The organism is Pseudomonas sp. SMN11 (assembly GCF_052041945.1).
Lineage (GTDB): Bacteria > Pseudomonadota > Gammaproteobacteria > Pseudomonadales > Pseudomonadaceae > Aquipseudomonas.
Map to the genome: position 1 here is coordinate 14,901 of NZ_JBKGGW010000013.1, position 16,903 is coordinate 31,803.

13 protein-coding genes, 1 pseudogene and 1 riboswitch are annotated in these 16,903 nt (G+C 63.9%); of the genes and pseudogenes, 6 read left to right on the plus strand and 8 right to left on the minus strand.

Features of this window, described 5'->3' with window-relative positions:
- Window positions 1-51 precede the first annotated feature (51 nt).
- The gene (locus tag ACLEJU_RS13550; RefSeq protein WP_435424566.1) at window positions 52-1,149 is read left to right on the plus strand and encodes a sugar diacid recognition domain-containing protein; all 1,098 of its coding nucleotides are present in this window, start codon (window positions 52-54) and stop codon (window positions 1,147-1,149) included.
- Window positions 1,150-1,261: 112 nt separating this feature from the next.
- Entirely contained in the window at window positions 1,262-2,404 is a 1,143-nt protein-coding gene (locus ACLEJU_RS13555; protein ID WP_435424567.1) for a glycerate kinase, read from the plus strand.
- On the opposite strand, the gene ACLEJU_RS13560 is transcribed toward ACLEJU_RS13555, so the two are convergent.
- Window positions 2,342-3,358, minus strand: a complete 1,017-nt coding sequence (locus tag ACLEJU_RS13560; RefSeq protein WP_435424568.1) for a LysR substrate-binding domain-containing protein — start codon at window positions 3,356-3,358, stop codon at window positions 2,342-2,344. The two genes, ACLEJU_RS13555 and ACLEJU_RS13560, sit on opposite strands and share 63 nt — an antisense overlap.
- A 147-nt stretch (window positions 3,359-3,505) precedes the next feature.
- Here ACLEJU_RS13560 and ACLEJU_RS13565 point away from each other — a divergent pair.
- Together ACLEJU_RS13565 and ACLEJU_RS13570 are read left to right on the plus strand one after the other, a co-directional pair.
- A pseudogene (locus ACLEJU_RS13565) lies at window positions 3,506-4,096 on the plus strand (SDR family NAD(P)-dependent oxidoreductase); the annotation flags it as partial.
- A 3-nt stretch (window positions 4,097-4,099) separates the two neighbouring features.
- On the plus strand, window positions 4,100-5,209 hold the full coding sequence (locus ACLEJU_RS13570; RefSeq protein ID WP_435424582.1) for an SMP-30/gluconolactonase/LRE family protein: 1,110 nt from the start codon (window positions 4,100-4,102) through the stop codon (window positions 5,207-5,209).
- Here ACLEJU_RS13570 and ACLEJU_RS13575 read toward each other — a convergent pair.
- The 5 genes from ACLEJU_RS13575 to ACLEJU_RS13595 form a co-directional block, all read right to left on the minus strand.
- Window positions 5,199-6,179 carry a tyrosine-type recombinase/integrase gene (locus ACLEJU_RS13575; protein ID WP_435424569.1) on the minus strand — a complete coding sequence of 327 codons (981 nt, stop codon included), beginning with the start codon at window positions 6,177-6,179 and terminating at the stop codon, window positions 5,199-5,201. The genes ACLEJU_RS13570 and ACLEJU_RS13575 overlap by 11 nt on opposite strands.
- Before the next feature lie 57 nt (window positions 6,180-6,236).
- On the minus strand, window positions 6,237-7,109 hold the full coding sequence (locus tag ACLEJU_RS13580) for a phosphate/phosphite/phosphonate ABC transporter substrate-binding protein (RefSeq protein WP_435424570.1): 873 nt from the start codon (window positions 7,107-7,109) through the stop codon (window positions 6,237-6,239).
- Entirely contained in the window at window positions 7,097-9,424 is a 2,328-nt protein-coding gene (locus tag ACLEJU_RS13585; RefSeq protein ID WP_435424571.1) for a putative bifunctional diguanylate cyclase/phosphodiesterase, read from the minus strand. The genes ACLEJU_RS13580 and ACLEJU_RS13585 overlap by 13 nt, the downstream gene beginning before the upstream one ends.
- 80 nt (window positions 9,425-9,504) lie before the next feature.
- Window positions 9,505-10,500 carry an SCO family protein gene (locus ACLEJU_RS13590; RefSeq protein ID WP_435424572.1) on the minus strand — a complete coding sequence of 332 codons (996 nt, stop codon included), beginning with the start codon at window positions 10,498-10,500 and terminating at the stop codon, window positions 9,505-9,507.
- Between the two features lie 61 nt (window positions 10,501-10,561).
- Window positions 10,562-13,951: an Ig-like domain-containing protein gene (locus ACLEJU_RS13595; RefSeq protein ID WP_435424573.1), complete on the minus strand. Its 3,390-nt coding sequence runs from the start codon at window positions 13,949-13,951 to the stop codon at window positions 10,562-10,564.
- Window positions 13,952-14,203: 252 nt separating this feature from the next.
- A riboswitch (TPP riboswitch) is annotated at window positions 14,204-14,318 on the plus strand.
- Between the two features lie 30 nt (window positions 14,319-14,348).
- On the opposite strand from ACLEJU_RS13595, the gene ACLEJU_RS13600 reads away from it, so the two are divergent.
- Window positions 14,349-14,996: a TenA family protein gene (locus ACLEJU_RS13600; protein ID WP_435424574.1), complete on the plus strand. Its 648-nt coding sequence runs from the start codon at window positions 14,349-14,351 to the stop codon at window positions 14,994-14,996.
- Window positions 14,993-15,658: a thiaminase II gene (gene tenA / locus ACLEJU_RS13605; RefSeq protein WP_435424575.1), complete on the plus strand. Its 666-nt coding sequence runs from the start codon at window positions 14,993-14,995 to the stop codon at window positions 15,656-15,658. The genes ACLEJU_RS13600 and tenA overlap by 4 nt, the downstream gene beginning before the upstream one ends.
- A gap of 13 nt (window positions 15,659-15,671) precedes the next feature.
- On the opposite strand, the gene ACLEJU_RS13610 is transcribed toward tenA, so the two are convergent.
- The gene (locus tag ACLEJU_RS13610) at window positions 15,672-15,866 is read right to left on the minus strand and encodes a hypothetical protein (protein WP_435424576.1); all 195 of its coding nucleotides are present in this window, start codon (window positions 15,864-15,866) and stop codon (window positions 15,672-15,674) included.
- Window positions 15,867-16,009: 143 nt separating this feature from the next.
- Window positions 16,010-16,903 (minus strand): hypothetical protein, encoded by an 894-nt coding sequence (locus tag ACLEJU_RS13615; protein ID WP_435424577.1) that lies wholly within the window; start codon window positions 16,901-16,903, stop codon window positions 16,010-16,012.

Below are 16,903 nucleotides of genomic sequence, written 5' to 3' on the forward strand. Positions count from 1 at the left end.
TGGATGGCGCTGTGCCGCCGTACAAAAGCTGACACGATTAAGGATCGCTGAATGTTCGAACTGGACCATGACCTGGCGCAGGATATCGTCAATCGGGCGATGGCCATTCTGCCCTGCAACGTCAACGTCATGGACAGCCAGGGGCTGATCCTTGGCAGTGGCGAGCCGGAGCGCATCAACACCCGCCACGAGGGGGCGCAGCTGGTGTTGGCCAATGGCCGGGTGGTCGAACTGGACGTTGACGCGGCCAAGTGCCTGAAGGGCGTGCAGCCTGGCGTCAACCTGCCGTTGATGCTCGACGGGCGCCTGATCGGCGTGCTTGGCCTGACCGGCGACCCGCAGCAACTGCGCACCTACGGCGAGCTGGTGCGCATGACCGCCGAGATGCTCCTGGCGCAGCGCCATCTGCAGGTCGAGCAGCAGTGGCGGCGTCAGCGTTGCGACGACTTGCTGGCACTGTTGCTCGGCGGCAGTGGTGATTCGCCCCGCTTGCTGGACGAGGCCCAGCAGCTGGGCCTGAAGCCTCAGTTGCCACGGGTGCCGTGCCTGTTCGAGCTGCAATCCGGGCCGCCTGCCGAAACGCTGTCGGCCTGGTTGATGAGCCGCTACCCGGAAAGCTGGTGCGTGAGCCCTTCGCGCGAGTCGCTGCTGTGGTGCCGGCCGGCGGGGCTGGTGCTGGATGAAGCACGCCTGATCGAACGCCTGCGGCGCCACGGCTGGGAGGTCGAACGCCTGGCCCTGGGCAGCGCGGCGCAGAGCCTGGAACAGCTGCGCCGGGGTTATCGGCGGGTGCGTGACTTGCTGGCCTATGGCCGCGAGGTGTTGCCGAAGGAACAGCTGCTGAGCCTCAGCCGCTATCGCTTGCCGGCCTTGCTCTGGCGCCATCGCAATGAAGACGCGCTGGATGAACTGCTCGAGCCGCTGCAACGCCTTCGCGCCCGCGATGCCAGCGGCCAGTTGCTGACCACGCTGCGCGCCTGGTGCGCGCACGACGGCCAGAGCCAGGCCTGTGCCGATGCCCTGGGGATCCACCGCAACAGCCTGCGTTACCGTCTGGAGCGTATCGCCGAACTGGGCGAAGTAGACCCGTTGCGCCTGGAAGGCATGCTGAGCCTGTACTTGGGGCTGCAGCTGCTACCGGCCGGCTGAGCGCCACCGAAGGCATTTGCCCAAACAACGCCATCGGCCTTTTGTGCATCCGACCGAGGCCGCCGCGCCAGACAGCTGTCAGCATGCCTGTTATCAGGACAGGAGAATCCCCATGAAAATCGTCATCGCCCCCGACTCGTTCAAGGACAGCCTCGACGCTGCCGGAGTCGCCCGTGCCATCGCCCTTGGCCTGGGCGATGCGCTGCCTGCTGCCGAACTGGTCGAATGCCCGATGGCCGATGGCGGCGAAGGCACCATGGAGGCGATTGTCGCTGCCAGCCATGGCGAACTGCGTAAGCTGACCGTGCGCGGGCCGCTGGGGCAGCGCGTGGAAGCCGGTTGGGGCTGGCTGGCAGAAAGCCGCACCGCAGTCATCGAGATGGCCCAGGCCAGCGGCATCCAGCTGGTACCCAGCGGCCAACGCGATGCCTGCCGCAGCAGCACCTGGGGCACTGGCGAGCTGATCGCCGCAGCCCTGGCGGCGGGGGCGCAGCGTATCGTCCTGGCGATTGGCGGCAGCGCCACCAACGATGGCGGCAGCGGCATGCTGCGGGCGCTGGGCCTGCGCCTGCTGGACGCCGACGGGCAAGCGCTGGAGGAGGGTGGCCTGGCCTTGGGCCGGTTGGCCCGTATCGACGCGAGTGACCTGGACCCACGGCTGGCCGAGGTGAAGGTCGACGTGGCGGCCGATGTCGACAACCCGCTGTGTGGCGCCAATGGCGCATCGGCGATCTTCGGCCCACAGAAGGGCGCCAACCCCGAGCAGGTGCAGGCACTGGACCAGGCCCTGGGCCATTTTGCCGACCACTGTGCGCAACTGCTGGGTGAAGACGTGCGCGACTTCCCGGGTTGCGGTGCGGCCGGGGGCATGGGCTTTGCCGCCAAAGCCTTCATGGGCGCACGCTTCCGCCCCGGCGTGGAAGTGGTCGCGGAGCTGGCTGGCCTGGACGCGCTGGTGCAAGGCGCCGACCTGGTGATTACCGGTGAAGGGCGCTTCGACGCCCAGACCCTGCGCGGCAAGACGCCCATGGGTGTCGCCCGCGTGGCCAAGCGTCACGGGGTGCCGGTGGTCGTGCTGGCGGGCACCCTGGGCGAAGGCTACCAACAGCTGTATGCGCACGGTATCGACGCGGCCTTTGCCCTGGCCAACGGGCCGATGACCCTGGAGCAGGCGTGCGCGAATGCCGCGCAGCTATTGCAGGACCGTGCCGGCGATATCGCCCGTGTCTGGCAATGCGCCAGGCAGCAGCGCTGATACGTTGTAATCTTCCCGCATCAGCGGGCTCTGCAGGGTATCGGCAAAGCGTCGCGGCGCGCCCTGCAGAAGCATGGCAATGAAGCTGCCCAGCGCCGGCGAGGCGTTCTCGGCATTCCAGTTCATGTACAGGCCCATGCTCGGCGTGGGCTGGCCCTTGATCGGCCGGATCGGGCGAAACTGCACGCGGTCCTGCAGGGCCGAGTAGGCGATCGATTCCGGTACCAGGGCGACGCCGAAGCCGCAGGCCACCAGCCCGACCTGGGTGTGGATCTGCGCGGCCTCCTGGACGATTTTGGGGTGGAAGCCGGCCGACTCGCACAGGGCGATCAGCTGGCCGTGGTAGCCGCTGCCCAGCGCCTGTGGGGTGAAGACGAAATCCTCATTGGCAAAATTGCGCAAGTCGACCATGGGCTGCCGCGCTTCGGGATGGTGGGCGGGCAAGGCCATGACGATCTGCTCGGTGAGCATCAGGCGTGATTCGAGGGTGTCTTCCGGCAGCGGCAGCTTGCGCATGAAGCCGACGTCCGCTTCCCCGGCCAGCAATGCCTTGGCCTGGGAGGCCGAAGGCATTTCGCGGATGGTCAGGCGCACGTTCGGGTAGGTTTCGCGAAATTGCTTCAGGGTGGTGAGCAGCGACGCGTAGTAGGCGATGGAAATGGCGGTGATGGTCAATTTGCCGCTGATGCCTTGGGAGACGTTGCGCGCGTACTCGATGCCTTGCTCCAGTTCCCTCAGCGTGCGGTAGGCCGTTTCCAGGAAGGCCACGCCGGCAGCGGTGAGCTTGACCGCCCGTTTGTTGCGCAGGAACAGGCTGAAGCCCAGCTTATCTTCAAGGCGGCTGATCGCCTGGCTCAGCGGTGGCTGGGCCATGTGCAGGCGCAGGGCTGCCTTGTGAAAGTGCAGCTCCTCGGCGACGGCAATGAACTGCCTGAGCAAGCGTGTTTCGATCATTCCCTGTTCCTTCGACGAGCCGGGACGGCGGTGATATGCCGGAGATATCAAAGTTGCATGATTTTAATATTAAGTCATTGATTTTTTTATTGTTATCGTAGAGAGGAGAATTGGAAGGGCTCTACAATGCCATTTACAGACCCATTCATGGGCAAAGTCGCCATCGTTACCGGTGCTGCCCAGGGCCTTGGTCTGGACTACGCCATGGCACTTGCAGCCCGTGGCGCCCAGGTCGTCATCAGCGACCTGGGCACCGACCGGTCAGGTGAAGGGCAGGACCCGATGGCCGTCAGCGCTGCGTTCGAAACCCTGCGCGCCAGGGGCTTCGACGTGCTCGCGCACATCGGCCAGCTGGAACATGAAGACGCCTGCCGGCAATTGGTCGAGCTGGCCATCGAACACTTCGGCGCACTGGACATCCTCATCCACAATGCTGGCTGGGTGGACTACCAGGGCATCGAGAACCAGGAACAAGCCTTCCTCGACCGCGCCCTGGGCATCAGTGTGCATGCGCCGGTGTGGCTGGCCAAGCATGCCTGGAAGCACCTGAAGCGCTCAGCGGCACCGCGTATCGTGCTGACCACTTCCGATCGCGCCATGTACCAGCGTTATGCCCAGCCGGGGCTGGTGGCCTATGCGGCGGGCAAGATGGCCCAGGTCGGCATCATGAACGCCCTGAGCATGGAGGGGCAGGAGCACGGCATCCTGGTCAATGCGATCTCGCCCGTGGCCAAGACCCGCATGTGGGGTATCAGCCAGGCACCGCAAGAGCTCAAGCCCGAGTGGGTCACCCCGGGTGTTCTGTACCTTGCCAGCGCGCTGTGCCACGACACCGGCTATATCCTGCGGGCCAGCAACGGCCAGTTCACCGCCACGCGCCTGTGCGAGAACAGCGGGGTCAGCTACCCGCGTGATCTGGCGCGGGTGGAGGCGGCCAGCCTGGCCGAAGTCGCTGCGCGCTGGAGCCGCATCAAGGAATGCCACTACCAGCCGCTCAAGGTTGCCAATACCCGTGCCGACCTGGGTGAGAGCCCGGTCTGGGATGCACAGACGGGGGCGTTGTACTTTGTCGATATCACCGGCGGGCGTATCAACCGGCTGCTGCCCGGAGGCGAGGTCGAGCGGCTGTATGAGTCGGCCGCACGCATTGGCGCACTGGCGCTGACCGACCGCGGCAACCTGATCTTCACCGAAGACTCCAGCGCGGTGCTGCTCGACCTTGCTTGCGGCCGCATTCGCCAGTACTCGGTACCCGTGCATCCGCGCTCGACCTATCGTTTCAACGATGGCGCCTGCGACCCGCAGGGGCGCTTCGTCACCGGCTTGATGGACGAAGTCCCGAGTGGCGGGACCGGGGCGCTGTTCCGCTTCGATGGCCAGCTCAATGACGAGGTGATCCATTGCGGCGTGGCCTTGCCCAATGGCTTGGCCTGGTCTGCCGACGGCCAGACGTTGTTCTTCGTCGACTCCGTGGCGCGCAAGATCTACCGCGCCGAATACCCCGCAGAAGGGCGCCTGGAACAGGTCAGCCTGTTCGCCGAGACGCCTGCGGAGCTGGGGCGGCCGGACGGTATTGCGCTGGACCGGGAAGGCGGGCTGTGGGTGTGCCAGTTCAATGGCAGCTGCCTGCTGCATTACGACCGGCATGGCCACCTGACCGATCAGGTGGTGATGCCGGTACCGCGCCCGACCAGTTGCTGCTTCGGCGGCGAGAACCTGGATACCTTGTACATCACCACGGCACGGGTCGGCATGGCGCCGGCGCAATTGCGGCATTACCCGGATGCGGGCGACATTTACGCGATTCGCCCGGAGGTGGGCGGCATCGCACGGTATGCCTTCAAGGAATGAGCACCTGCCCCTGACTGGCCGGTAGCACGGCCAGCTCGCCGAAGCGTTGCGCAGCGTCGATATAGCGCAATGCCGACTTGGCGTCCTTCCAGCCCACGTAACTCATCAGCGCTTTCAGCTCCCAGCCATTGGCCGTTGCCCAGGTGGCAAAGCCGCGGCGCAGGGAATGGCCGGTGTACAGCGCGGCGGGTACCTCGGCACGTGCCAGCATGCGCCGCAGCAGGCCGATCAGGCTGTTGCTGTTGAGCGGCGTGTCGCTGAGGTTGCCCCAGCGGTCGAGCTTGCGGAATACCGGGCCGTGGGCGATACCCGCTACCTCGATCCATTGCAGGTAGGCATTGACCGGGCACAGCATTTTCAGTGCCGGGGTGCGGTGCTGCACGCCCAGCGCTTCACGGTCGCCCTTGCTGCGCGGCAGGAACAGGGTGATGCCGACGCCGGCTTCGGCCTGGATGTGCTCCACGCGCAGGCGCGCCAGTTCATCGCCGCGAAAGCCGCGCCAGAAGCCCAGCAACAGCAAGGCGGTGTCACGCCGGGCGCGGCGCAGGGCTGGCAAGTCGTGGCATGCGCGGGCCTGGGTGGCTTCTGCCTCGAAGCGCTCGACGGCTGCCTGCAGGTGTTGCAGCAACAGCGGGGCGGCTTGCCTGGGGGGTGTCGGGTGCAGGGTGCGGATGCCGCGCAGCACCTGACGCACCAGCGGCGCCTTGGTCGGGTCGGGGAAGCCCTGGCTGATGTGCCACTGGCTGAGTGCTGCCAGGCGCTGGCGCAGGGTGCTGACCGCGTGCTGCTCGGCGTGGTCGGCCAGGTAGCGGGCGATGCTGTCGGCGGTGGCCGGCAGGAATCCGCCCCAATGGGCCTCGAAGTGCTCGATGGCGGCCTGGTAGCTGCGCCGGGTGTTGTCGCGGGTGGCGGCGCGGACGTAGCGCTCGATGTCGGTCATGGCTGGCAGGTTGGTGGGAGACCGTGACACGATAAAGCTAAATGGTTCGCCTGTCCCGCGAAGAGGCCCGCGAGGATGAAGAAGGTTTCAGCGGGGTAAAGAGGTATCCATCAATTGCCGCAGCGGCGCGTATTCGGCCTGGCTCACCGGCACCAGCCCGCTGGCATCCTGTGAGGCGACAAAGGCGGCCATGGCCTTGGGGTCGTCCAGCATCGTCGCGCGAATGCGTTGCTTCAGCGCCGGGCACAGGCTGGCACTGAACACATACGGGTCGTAGTAGATCGGCTGTGAGCGCCATTGCACCTTGAGTGCAGCCGGGCTCAGCGCATGCCGGGCGAGGTAGGCATCGGCCCGCTCGCTGGCGACGAATGCGGCATCGACCCGGCCATCGAGCAACGCCTCCAGCGCCTTGTCGTGGTTCCCGGCATACACCAGCGCGCCGAAGAATTGCGGCAACGGCGATCCGACTTCGGCCGGGAACTCGACACTCGGCACCAGGCTTCCCGAAGTGCTGGCCGGGTCGCTCAGGGCCACGCGCTTGCCGCGCAGTTGCTCGATGTTTTCGACGCTGTTGGCACGGGTCAGCAGCAGCGCCTGGTAATGGCTGCCGGCCGGCGTGTAGGGGCCTGCGCTCAAGGTGAAGGTGGCGAACGGTTCGATGCCGGGGTCGCGACGGTTGGCCAATACATAAGAGGCTGGACCAAGCCGGGCGATATCCGCGCCGCCGGAGACGATGGCATCCACCACGCTTTCGTAGGAGGCGGCAATCACCAGCTCCACCGGCACACCCGCTGCCTGGCTCAGGCGCTGCAGCAGCGGCTGGTGTTCACGGACCATGTCCTCGCTGCTCTTGATCGGGATCACCGCCAGGCGCAGGCTGCGCGGCGTGCAATCGGCCATGGCGGCAGAGGCCAGCAGATTGGCCAGCAACAGCGCGCCCAGGGTCTTCACAACACGCATGGCTTTTCCTCGATACCATTGAAGGGCGGGTACTCACGCAACTGCGCCGGCGACAACGGCCGACTGAAGTGATAGCCCTGAGCGATATCGCAGCCGGCGAGCTTCAGGCACACCACCTGCTCACGGGTCTCGACGCCTTCGGCCACCACTTCCAGGCCCAGGCGCTTGGCCAGGATGATGGTCGAGGACACGATCGGGCTGTCGTCATAGCTGTTGGATAGCGGTGCGATCAGCGAGCGGTCGATCTTCAGCTTGCTCAGCGGCAGCGACTGCAGGTGCGCGAAGCCGGCGTAGCCGCGGCCGAAGTCGTCCAGGCTGATGCCCAGGCCAGCGGCACGCAGGCGATGCAGGTGATCGACAGCGGTGCCTTCCGGGTCGAGGATGGTGGTCTCGGTGATCTCCAGCTCCAGGCGCTGCGGGTTGATGCCGTAAAGCTGCAGCTTGGCCAGCAGGCGGGTGCTGAAGTCGGCCTGGCGCAACTGCATGGCCGAAACGTTCACCGCCAGACGTGCCTCACGGCCTTGCGCATCCCAGCGGGCCAGTTCTTCGCAGGCCAGGCGCAACACCTCCCAACCCAGCTCGATGATGAAACCGCTGCGTTCGGCCAGGCTGATGAAGCGGTCTGGGTAAAGCAGTCCGAATTCGGGGTGATCCCAGCGCACCAAGGCTTCATAGCCCAGTACACGGTGGCTATCCAGGCGGATCTGAGGCTGGTAGTGCAGCACGAACTGGCGCTCGGTCAGGGCCGTGCCGAAGGCCTGCTCGAGGGTGAAGGCCTGGATATCGGACAGGTTGAGCGAGGGGTCGAAGAAGCGGTACTGGGCGCGCCCGGCCTGCTTCGCCGAGTACATGGCGGCATCGGCGCTGCGGATCAGGCTGTCGATGTCCTGGCCATCACGCGGGCAGATGCTGACCCCGACACTGGGGCTGGTGTTGACCTCCTGGCCGTCGAGGGCGTAGGTGGCCGAGAGCTTCTGCACTAGCGTGCGCACCCAGCTGTTGATCTGCGCCTCACTGCGCTCGCCCGCCAGCAGCACGACGAACTCGTCACCGCCGAAGCGCGAAGCCTCGTCGCCAGGTTCGAGCAGGCGCTGGATACGCCCGGCCACCGCCTGCAGCAACAGGTCGCCGATCTTGTGCCCGAGCGAGTCGTTGATCGACTTGAAACGGTCCATGTCGATGAACAGGATGGCCATCAGGCGGCGCTTGCCGCGTTGCCGGGTCAGTGCTTGTCCTGCGACTTCGACGAACTGGCGGCGGTTGTGCAGGCCGCTGAGGTGGTCGGTGGCGGCGGCGTGGCTGCTGCGCCGGTGTTCGTCTTCCAGGCGGCCGATCAATTGCTGGTTGACCTGCTGCGCGTGCTCCAGGGCGCTGAACGCCTCCTGGCGCTTGCGCAGCAGGCGCAAGGTCCAGGCCAGGCTGGCGAGGATCATCAGGGTCATGCTCAGGTTCAGCCAGAACTGCCGCGAATAGGCCAGCGTGGAAGGGGCGAGAATTTCGTCATAACGCTGGCTGACCACCACGCTGAAGCCACGCTCGGGCACCCGCCGGTACAGGCTCTGGTAAGGGACCCCGGACGCATACTGGGTCAATTGCCCGGCCGCCGCGTCGGCATCTGCCATGTCCGGCTCGAAGCTGTCGCCTGCCACCACCACGCCGCTGGTATCGATGCGCAGACGCTCCTGGCCATCGTCCTGGATCAGGCGCAGCAAGCCGCTGTCGCCAAGGTCGATGTGCTGGAACAGAACCGCCAGGTAGCCAATGTCGAGCTGCACCACGAGGATGTTGTCAATCTCCCGGCCTGGCAGGTCGGTCAACGGCAACAGGAAGGGCAGGCGCCAGTTGGGCATGGTCGAGGGCAAGGTATCGGGGGCGGTCCGTGGCAGGAAAGGTTTGAAGCCGTAGTGGGCGACATGCACCTTCAATTGCGCCAGCCATTGCGCTGGCAGCTGCGCGGCCTCGTCGCTGTGGCTGGCGGAAAGCAGCCGGCCCTGGCGGTCGTACAGGCTCATGCGCTTGAACACCGGGTCCTCGGCCAACAGCCTGGCCAGGCTCAGGCTGCCCCGGCGCAAGGTTTTCATGTCGTCCTGGGTTACCCGGCCCACGGCCTGGGCGCGGTCGACCAGCTGGCGCAGGCTTTCGGCAACGATGCTGGCCAGGTTGAGATGCTCGGCCGCCTTGGCCGCCAGTGCATCCTGGCGCGAGGCGGCCTTCTGGGTGACGTGCAGCCCCCAGAGGAAGGTCAGTGTGGCTGCACAGAGCATCAGGATCAGCAAGCGCAGGAGGCTTGCGGAGGAGAGAGAGCGACGGATCACTGCTGTTGTTCCCGACCCTGGGTGATGGTCGAAAAATACGACAGGCAGATGACAGCCTCATGACTGGTGGCTAATTGCCTTTAAGGTTTTCCCCGGTCAGCCAGCGGTGCCTGTATGCGCGTGGTCTCTTCCTGCAAGTAAGTGATCAACGCGGTGATCTCGGTATCGCCCAGGCGCATGTTGGGCATGGCCAGGCGGTTGTACTGCTCGAAGAGCAGGGTGGCCAGCGGCTCTTTCTCGGCGAGCATCTGGTCCGGCTCCTTCAGCCAGCGTATCAGCCAGCTGGGGTCGCGTTGCTGGGTCACGCCGAGCAGGTCGGGGCCGATGCCGGGCTGGCCGGGTTCGGTGTTGCCCACGGTGTGGCAGGAGGAGCAGCGGGTGCGGAAGATCTGTTCGCCGCTGCTGGGCGGGCGGATTTCAGGTGCGCTGGCGTAGTCGTTGGCCATGGCACTGGCCTGTTTCCAGTTGTGCAGGCTGTTGCCCAGGCGGTCGGCGAGGATGTAGGGGCTCTCGAAGGGCGAGGCCTTCATCCAGCGGCCAGTGGCCTGGTTGCCGATGATCAGGCTCAGGTTGTGGTCCTTGGAACGGCCGTTCTCCAGGCCTTCGATGTACAGGCCCAGGCGCCGGCGCAGCTGTTCGATGTCTTCAGGCTCGCCGGTAAGCAGAGTCCAGCCGGGGCCGATGCCGAACTTTTCGGCATAGCGCTTGAGCGTGGCGGGGGTGTCGTTGTAGGGGTCGATGCTGATGGAGTAGAGGAAGATGTCCTTGCCGATCCGGTCACCGAGGATCTTCTGCACCTGGCGCAGGCGGGCGGTTTCTACCGGGCAGGAGTCGGAGCAGCCGGTGAAGATGAAATTGATCGCCACCACCTTGTCCTTGATCAGGTCGTCGAAGAACCGCACTTTCTTGCCGTCCTGGGTAACCAGCGGGGTGTTGGGGAAGTAGCTGGCGCCCCACGGCGTGGCGGCTTCGCTGGAGGGAGCCATTTGTGCCGATTCAGCTGGCTTGATCGGCCAGTAATGCGTACCGGCGGCGAACAGGGTGAGGGCAAGCAGAACACGCCATGACAGGGCCATGATGTCATTCCTCTGGTATTGAAGCTGTAGGGGCCGCAAGCGGCCCCTCTTCATGGAACAATCACTTGATGCTGATCGGTGCCGTAACGCTTTGACCCAGTGCCGACTTCACGGTGATCGTCGCCGGCGTGGCCGGGCCGCTGCCGGTGGTAGTCACCGACAACCGCCAGCGCGCCCCGGTACCTGCCGCCGTCAGCGTCGCCGAGCCCAGGTTCAGCGGGCCACTGGTGGTGGCGGCGGTCACGCTGATGCTGTTGCCGCTTGCCACCGAGGTGGTGCCGGAGATGTCCCAGGTGTAGCGGTTGTTGCTGCGTACCTGCACCACGGCGCTGCTGACCTGGACCTGGTCCGCTACCACGGCCGGGCTCACCGCGACACTGACCGTGGCCGGGGTCAGCGAATCGGCACCCTTGGCGTCACGCGCGGTGTAGGCAAAGCTGGCGGTGAACGGGGTGTCGACCGTGGCCGGTGGGGTGTAGGTCACGGTGGTGCCATCGGTGCTGACCGTACCCTTGCCGGAATCAGGCTGGTTGAGGTCCTTGACGGTCAGCGGTAGATTGCCTTCGGGGTCGGTGTCGTTGGCCAGCACGTTGATCACGATCGGCTTGCCGGCCGTGGTCGCGGCGCTGTCGTTCACGGCCACCGGTGGCTTGTTGGCAGTGTCCGTGTTGTTGCTGGCAGTACGGAAGGTTGGCAGCCCTACCGAAGCCATGTATTGCACACCATCCCAACCCGGCAGCGGTGTCGGCATCACCTGGAATTGCCCCGGGTGCTCGATGTCCCAGCGCAGCAGCATCGACGAGTCTTCATGCTGGGTGTTGTGGCAGTGCTCCATGTAGGTGCCGGCGAATTCGCGGAAGCGAATGGCCATTTCCACTTCACCCGAGGAGTCGGCATCCGGGCCGATGCGGTAGACGTCCTTGCGTGCCCATTTTTCCCACTCTGGCGGCGCCTTGCCGTCACGGCTGAGGATCACGCCTTCCTCGAAGTGCACATGCACCGGGTGGCTCCAGCCGCTGCCACCGTTCTTGATCTTCCACACTTCCAGGGTGCCGTCGCCGCTGAAGCCACCTTGGGTCGCTTCGCTGGCCAGCTGTGGCGCGGCAGAGATGCGCCGCGGGTCCATGCTGTAGCCGAAACCGCCGTCGGTCTTGATGGTCCAGGGGTTGGTATCGGTGCCGTCGGAGCGGCCAAAGATGAACTCGCGGTGGCGGGCCGCCTTGATCTTGGTCTGGTCGGCGGCAGCGGTGCGGTCGATGGTCAGCGGGATCATCTTCAGGCCTTCGGCCTTGCCCGGCTTGGCCGGTTCATAGGCGCTCGGGTCCATGCTGACGTCCTGGCCGCTGTAGGGCTGCACGACCAGTTGCATGACCTTGCCGACTACCGGGTCGCCCTTGTCCCATTCAGGCCCGTTGCTGGTCTGCTTGATCACCGCCTTGTACTTCTCGGACAGCACATCGGCCAGCGAGATAGGCTGTTTCGGGCCCTTGCCGGTTTCGTGTTCCATGATGTTGACGATGTACAGCTTGTCGCCGACCTTGATGCCGTTCTTGGCGAAGTTGATGATGATGTCGTAACGCTCGGCGATGCCTTGCAGCGGCAGGATGCCGTTGTTGTCGTCAGTCTTGCCGTCGCCGTTGAGGTCCATGGTGCCATCGAACGGCACCGCGTGTTCCATGATGTTGCCGTCGTTGGCGATCATGTGGAACGGCACCCGGGCGTACGACACGTTGGAGCCGGAAGGGCCCTTGAACTCGCCACCATTGCCAGCGATTTCACGCACCACGGCAAACTTGAAGTAGCGCGACACCGAACCGTTGAGGATACGGAAGCGGTAGCTGCGGGCGCGGACCTTGAGCTTGGGCTGGTACTGCCAGTTGACCAGCACCTGGTCACCGAGGAAGCCATCGGTGTTGAACGGGTTGAACCACAGCTGGCCGTTCTGATCCCAGGCCTTGTCGGCGATCACCAGGTTGACGTCGTAGTCGCGGTTGCCCCAGGGCATCCCCGAACCGCTGGGGAAGCGCAGGTTGACACCGTCCTGCAGGGCTTCGTTGCCGCGGTCGATGGCGCTGTAGTAGTTCATCATCACGGCGTTGCCCTTGTAGACGTTCTGCGCCGTGAAATCCATCATGTGGTCGTGGAACCAGTGGGTACTCATGGTTTCGTGCCAGTCGCCACGAATCTTGATGCTGCCGTTCTCGCAGGTCTTCAGCCCCGGGTTGGCGTCGTTGACGAACAGGGTTTCACCCGGCGAGCAGGGGAAGGCGGCACGGGGGTCTTCGGCACGGGTGTTGATGGTGTCGTAACCGGCCAACTGGATCGGCCAGCGGTAGTCGTAGTACTGACCGGGGAAGAAATAGGCGTTGGCAAAACCATCGCTTTCGGCCGGCGAGTGACCGTTGTGCTCGTGGGTGGAAATGGTGTGCAAGCCGAAGCCGGCGTTGGCTGCCGGGTCGATGGGCAGGGCGTTGTAGTGGCGCATCAGCACCGGTTGGCCATAGCGGACCATCAGCAGTTTGACCGGGAAGGTACCGTCGAACGTCCACAGCGACTTGTGGTCCTGCAAGGGCATGTTCGGGTGGAAGCGGGTGTCGATGCCCTTGGTGGTACCCAGGGTGGTCGGGATGTCCGAGGTCTGGTAGTACAGCCCGCCCGGCGCAAATTCACCGACGGCATAGTTGTGCAACTGCTTGCGATCACGCAGCCCCTGGTTGATGCGTGCACCTGCCTGTGCAGTCTTGAACGCCGCCTGGGGGTAGAACTCGTTCCAGCGCTGGTGCGACCAGCCTTTTCCTGGTGGCCGGCCTTCCGCCGGCGAGCCGACCGAGTTGCGGTTGAGGAACAGCTCGATCTGCGCCTTCCACGGGTTGCGGTCGAGGGTGTTGGCGTACTGGGTCGGGAACGGGTACAGGCCCGGTTGCTTGAGGAAGGCTTCCAGGGCATTGCCGTTGGGGCTGCTGCGGGCGACCACGTCTGGGTCTTGCGCAGGCGCAGCGCCCAGTGTGGGGACCGGGAAGGTCAGGGTAGGCGGCGGCAGATTGGGGTCGAGTTTTTCCGGGCCGAATTCTTCGAACAGCAGCAATTGCTGGGTGAATGGCTGCGCCCCGAACAACGGACTCGGCTTGCCGTTGGTAGGGTAATTGCGTGAAGTCTGCAGGGCGGGCGGCAGTATGTTGTCGACGCGGTTGGTCGAGCGATCGCCATACACCCCATCCTTGAGTTCGAGGGAGCCCTCGTTCGCCTCGGGCAGGTTGAACAGGTTGAGCAGCGCCGGATTCGGGTCTGCCGGCTGGTCATCGTAATGCGACGGGTCCGTCGGCGGTGGCTGGCTGACGTCATCCAACCCGGAAGCCACTGCTGAGATCAGCCCCAGGCTGAGCATCAGCGCGGTCACGGCGGACAATGTGAAGAGGTGGTTTTTGGGTTGGATCACGGCAGGTGTTTTCATTGCCTGGTGCCTCGCTCACGGCTAAATGGCTATGGGCCATCAATGGCTTATTGCCGGGTTTCAATGGCCTGAGCAACGGCTGTGCCAACAGATGTTTCGGTAATACTTTGTCAAACAACTCCTTGCGGTCCCTGAGGTGCGCTAAATAATGGGGTGTCAAGGACCGGGTGTAGGCCCCCGAAACTGGGCAGGGTTGGGGCCCAACTCCGGTGATGGAGTGGGTGACAATTGGTGATGGGGGCTGTATACCTGTTGCCCACCAAGGGGAGCCCGGCAACGGGCTGAGAAACCGCTGACAGCTGCAGCGCGGTGACCCTTCGAACCTGATCCGGATAATGCCGGCGAAGGGATGGGACTGCCGACCTGCCTTTTGCCGGCCTCACTGCGAGGCCACGCCATGACCGAACGCTTTAGCGAAACCCTGCAACGCCAGAACCAACCGACCTGGTCGGCCGCCGTCGGCCACCGTTTCGTCACCGAACTCTGCGCAGGCAGCGTCGCCGACCCGATCATGGTCCGCTATCTGGTCCAGGACCACCGCTTTCTCGACAGCTTCCTGACCCTGCTCGGCGCCGCCATCGCCACCGCCGACACCTATGAAGCCCGCCTGCGTTTCGGCCGCTTCGCGGGGATGATCTCCAGCGACGAGAACACCTATTTCCTGCGTGCGTTCGAGGCCCTGGACGTCAGCCCGGCGCAGCGCACCGAGCCCGCAGACACTGCACCTACCGCCGGTTTCAAGGCCATCATGCGCGAGGCCGCGGCCACCCGGTCCTACGCCGCCGCGTTGGCCGTGCTGAACGTTGCCGAAGGCCTGTACCTGGATTGGGCCCTCAAGGCACCGAAGCCGTTGCCGGCCAACTTCGTCTACGCCGAATGGATCACCCTGCACGACAACCCGGCGTTCTGCGATTTCGTGGCCTTCCTCAAGGCCGAACTGGACCGGGTCGGCCCCCAGGAGGCCGCATTGGCCAGTGATTTCTACGCACGCACCGTTGAACTGGAGCTTGCCTTCTTCGACGCCATTTACACCGAGGAGGCGTGAGCATGGATATCTTCGAGCGCTTGAAGGCCGCTACGGCCGGGCAGTGGAACAGCTATGTCGACCACGACTTCGTGCGGCAGATGGGCGAGGGCACGCTGTCGGAAGAAGCCTTCCGCACCTACCTGATCCAGGACTACCTGTTCCTCATCCAGTTCGCCCGTGCCTGGGCCCTGGCCGCCTACAAGAGCCGCCTGCCGGCGGATATCCGCGCTGCCCAGGCTGGCTTGGCGGCGATTCTCGACGAGACCGAACTGCACCTGCGCCTGTGCGCACGTTGGGGGTTGTCGCAAGCTGATATCCAGGCAGCTCCCGAGCACCAGGCGACGGTGGCGTACACCCGTTACGTGCTCGACTGCGGCGCGGCCGGTGACCTGCTTGAACTGCATGTGGCATTGGCGCCGTGCGTGATCGGCTACGCCGAGATCGGCCGCACGCTGGCAGAGCGCATTGGCGACCTGAGCGATCACCCGTACCGGGAGTGGATTGGCGAATATGCTGGCGAGGCCTACCAGGGCGTCGCTGCGGCGGCGCGCAGGCACCTGGATGAACTGGCGGCGCGGAGCATGACCGAGCAGCGGTTTGTGGAGCTGGCACAGATCTTTGGCCAGGCTTCGCGGCTGGAGGCTGATTTCTGGCAGATGGGGCTGGATGGCGTTGCCTGAGTGCCGGTTGGCTTCAGTCAGGCTGTTTCATTGTGGTTTTGTGAATCGCCGTGCACATGTACCGCACGGCGATTCGATCGCGCTCGGGCAGGGTGCGGTAGTGGTCGATGAGGTTGACCTCTTCCTTGTTCAGGCGGCGCAGGAACAGGCGTTGGTTGAATGATGTGAAAGCGCGGAAGATGCGGATCAGAACGGGATCGATTGCCATGGAATCGCCTTGCATGATTATGGGCTCTCGTCCGTGAGATTTCCCCTACTTTGTCAGGGGATAAGGGCTAAGTCTAGCGATCTGGGTCAATTTCTTGAGTGATTGGGCTGCTGCAGGCAGCCCAAGTTTTTCTCAGCGGGGGCTCATTTGCGTTTTCGCTTGCTGGGTTTAATGGGGGCTTCCTCGAAGGCCTCTGGCGGTGGCGGTGCTGCGCGAACGTTGAATACGCGGCAGATGACGTACCAGCAGATGGCTACTGACAGGTTGTAGGGAAAGAGCACTGCCCAGAACGGTAGTTGCCAGTTCTTTTTGCCTTGCATTTCTCCGGGCTCGCCGGTGCGCCAAGGGGCGTAATGGTTCCAGGCCTCTGTTGGTGTGAGGCATATGGCGTGTAACGGCCTGTGCCACCAGTTGGGTTCGCCTGGAGGAGGGAGTTTGTCGGGACCGTGATCCATGAAATGGCGTAGGTATTCCCAGACTTCGGCGACATATTTTATGTCGGGCTCGGTAGGTTCATTGCTGTCGATCCACAGGCTGTCCTCCTGGTGAAGACTGTGGTCTTCCCTGCGAGGAGCAAATGCCAGGGCGTAGCTGGAGCTGAAAGACGAACCGCCGAACTCAGTACGTTTGAAAACACCACCTCCCGTAGCAGCCCAGTCGAAATCAATGAGTGTTTTCCTACGCTGATAATAGATCCTTCTTGTCAGCCTGTTTAGGTAGAAATTCGATAGGTTTTTAATGAGGTGAATTCTGTAAGCTAAAAAAGGAGTGAAAATCAAAGGCGCAATTAGATACTGAATCATTGAGTGCGGCCTTGATATTAGCGTATGGCGGTATGCATCATCCATTATTCCTGGGTATAAGTACGCTGCTGACATCAAAGTTATGGCTGCATATAATTTCCCCATGAAGACGGAGTCACTTATCCACGGGTTCCGCAATACCAAATGAACGCTGCTTATACTGATTGTTTGGCTGTTGATTTTAGGTGATACTTTTGAGTGGGTGCGCGAGGGAAATAACCATCTCGTCGTCAT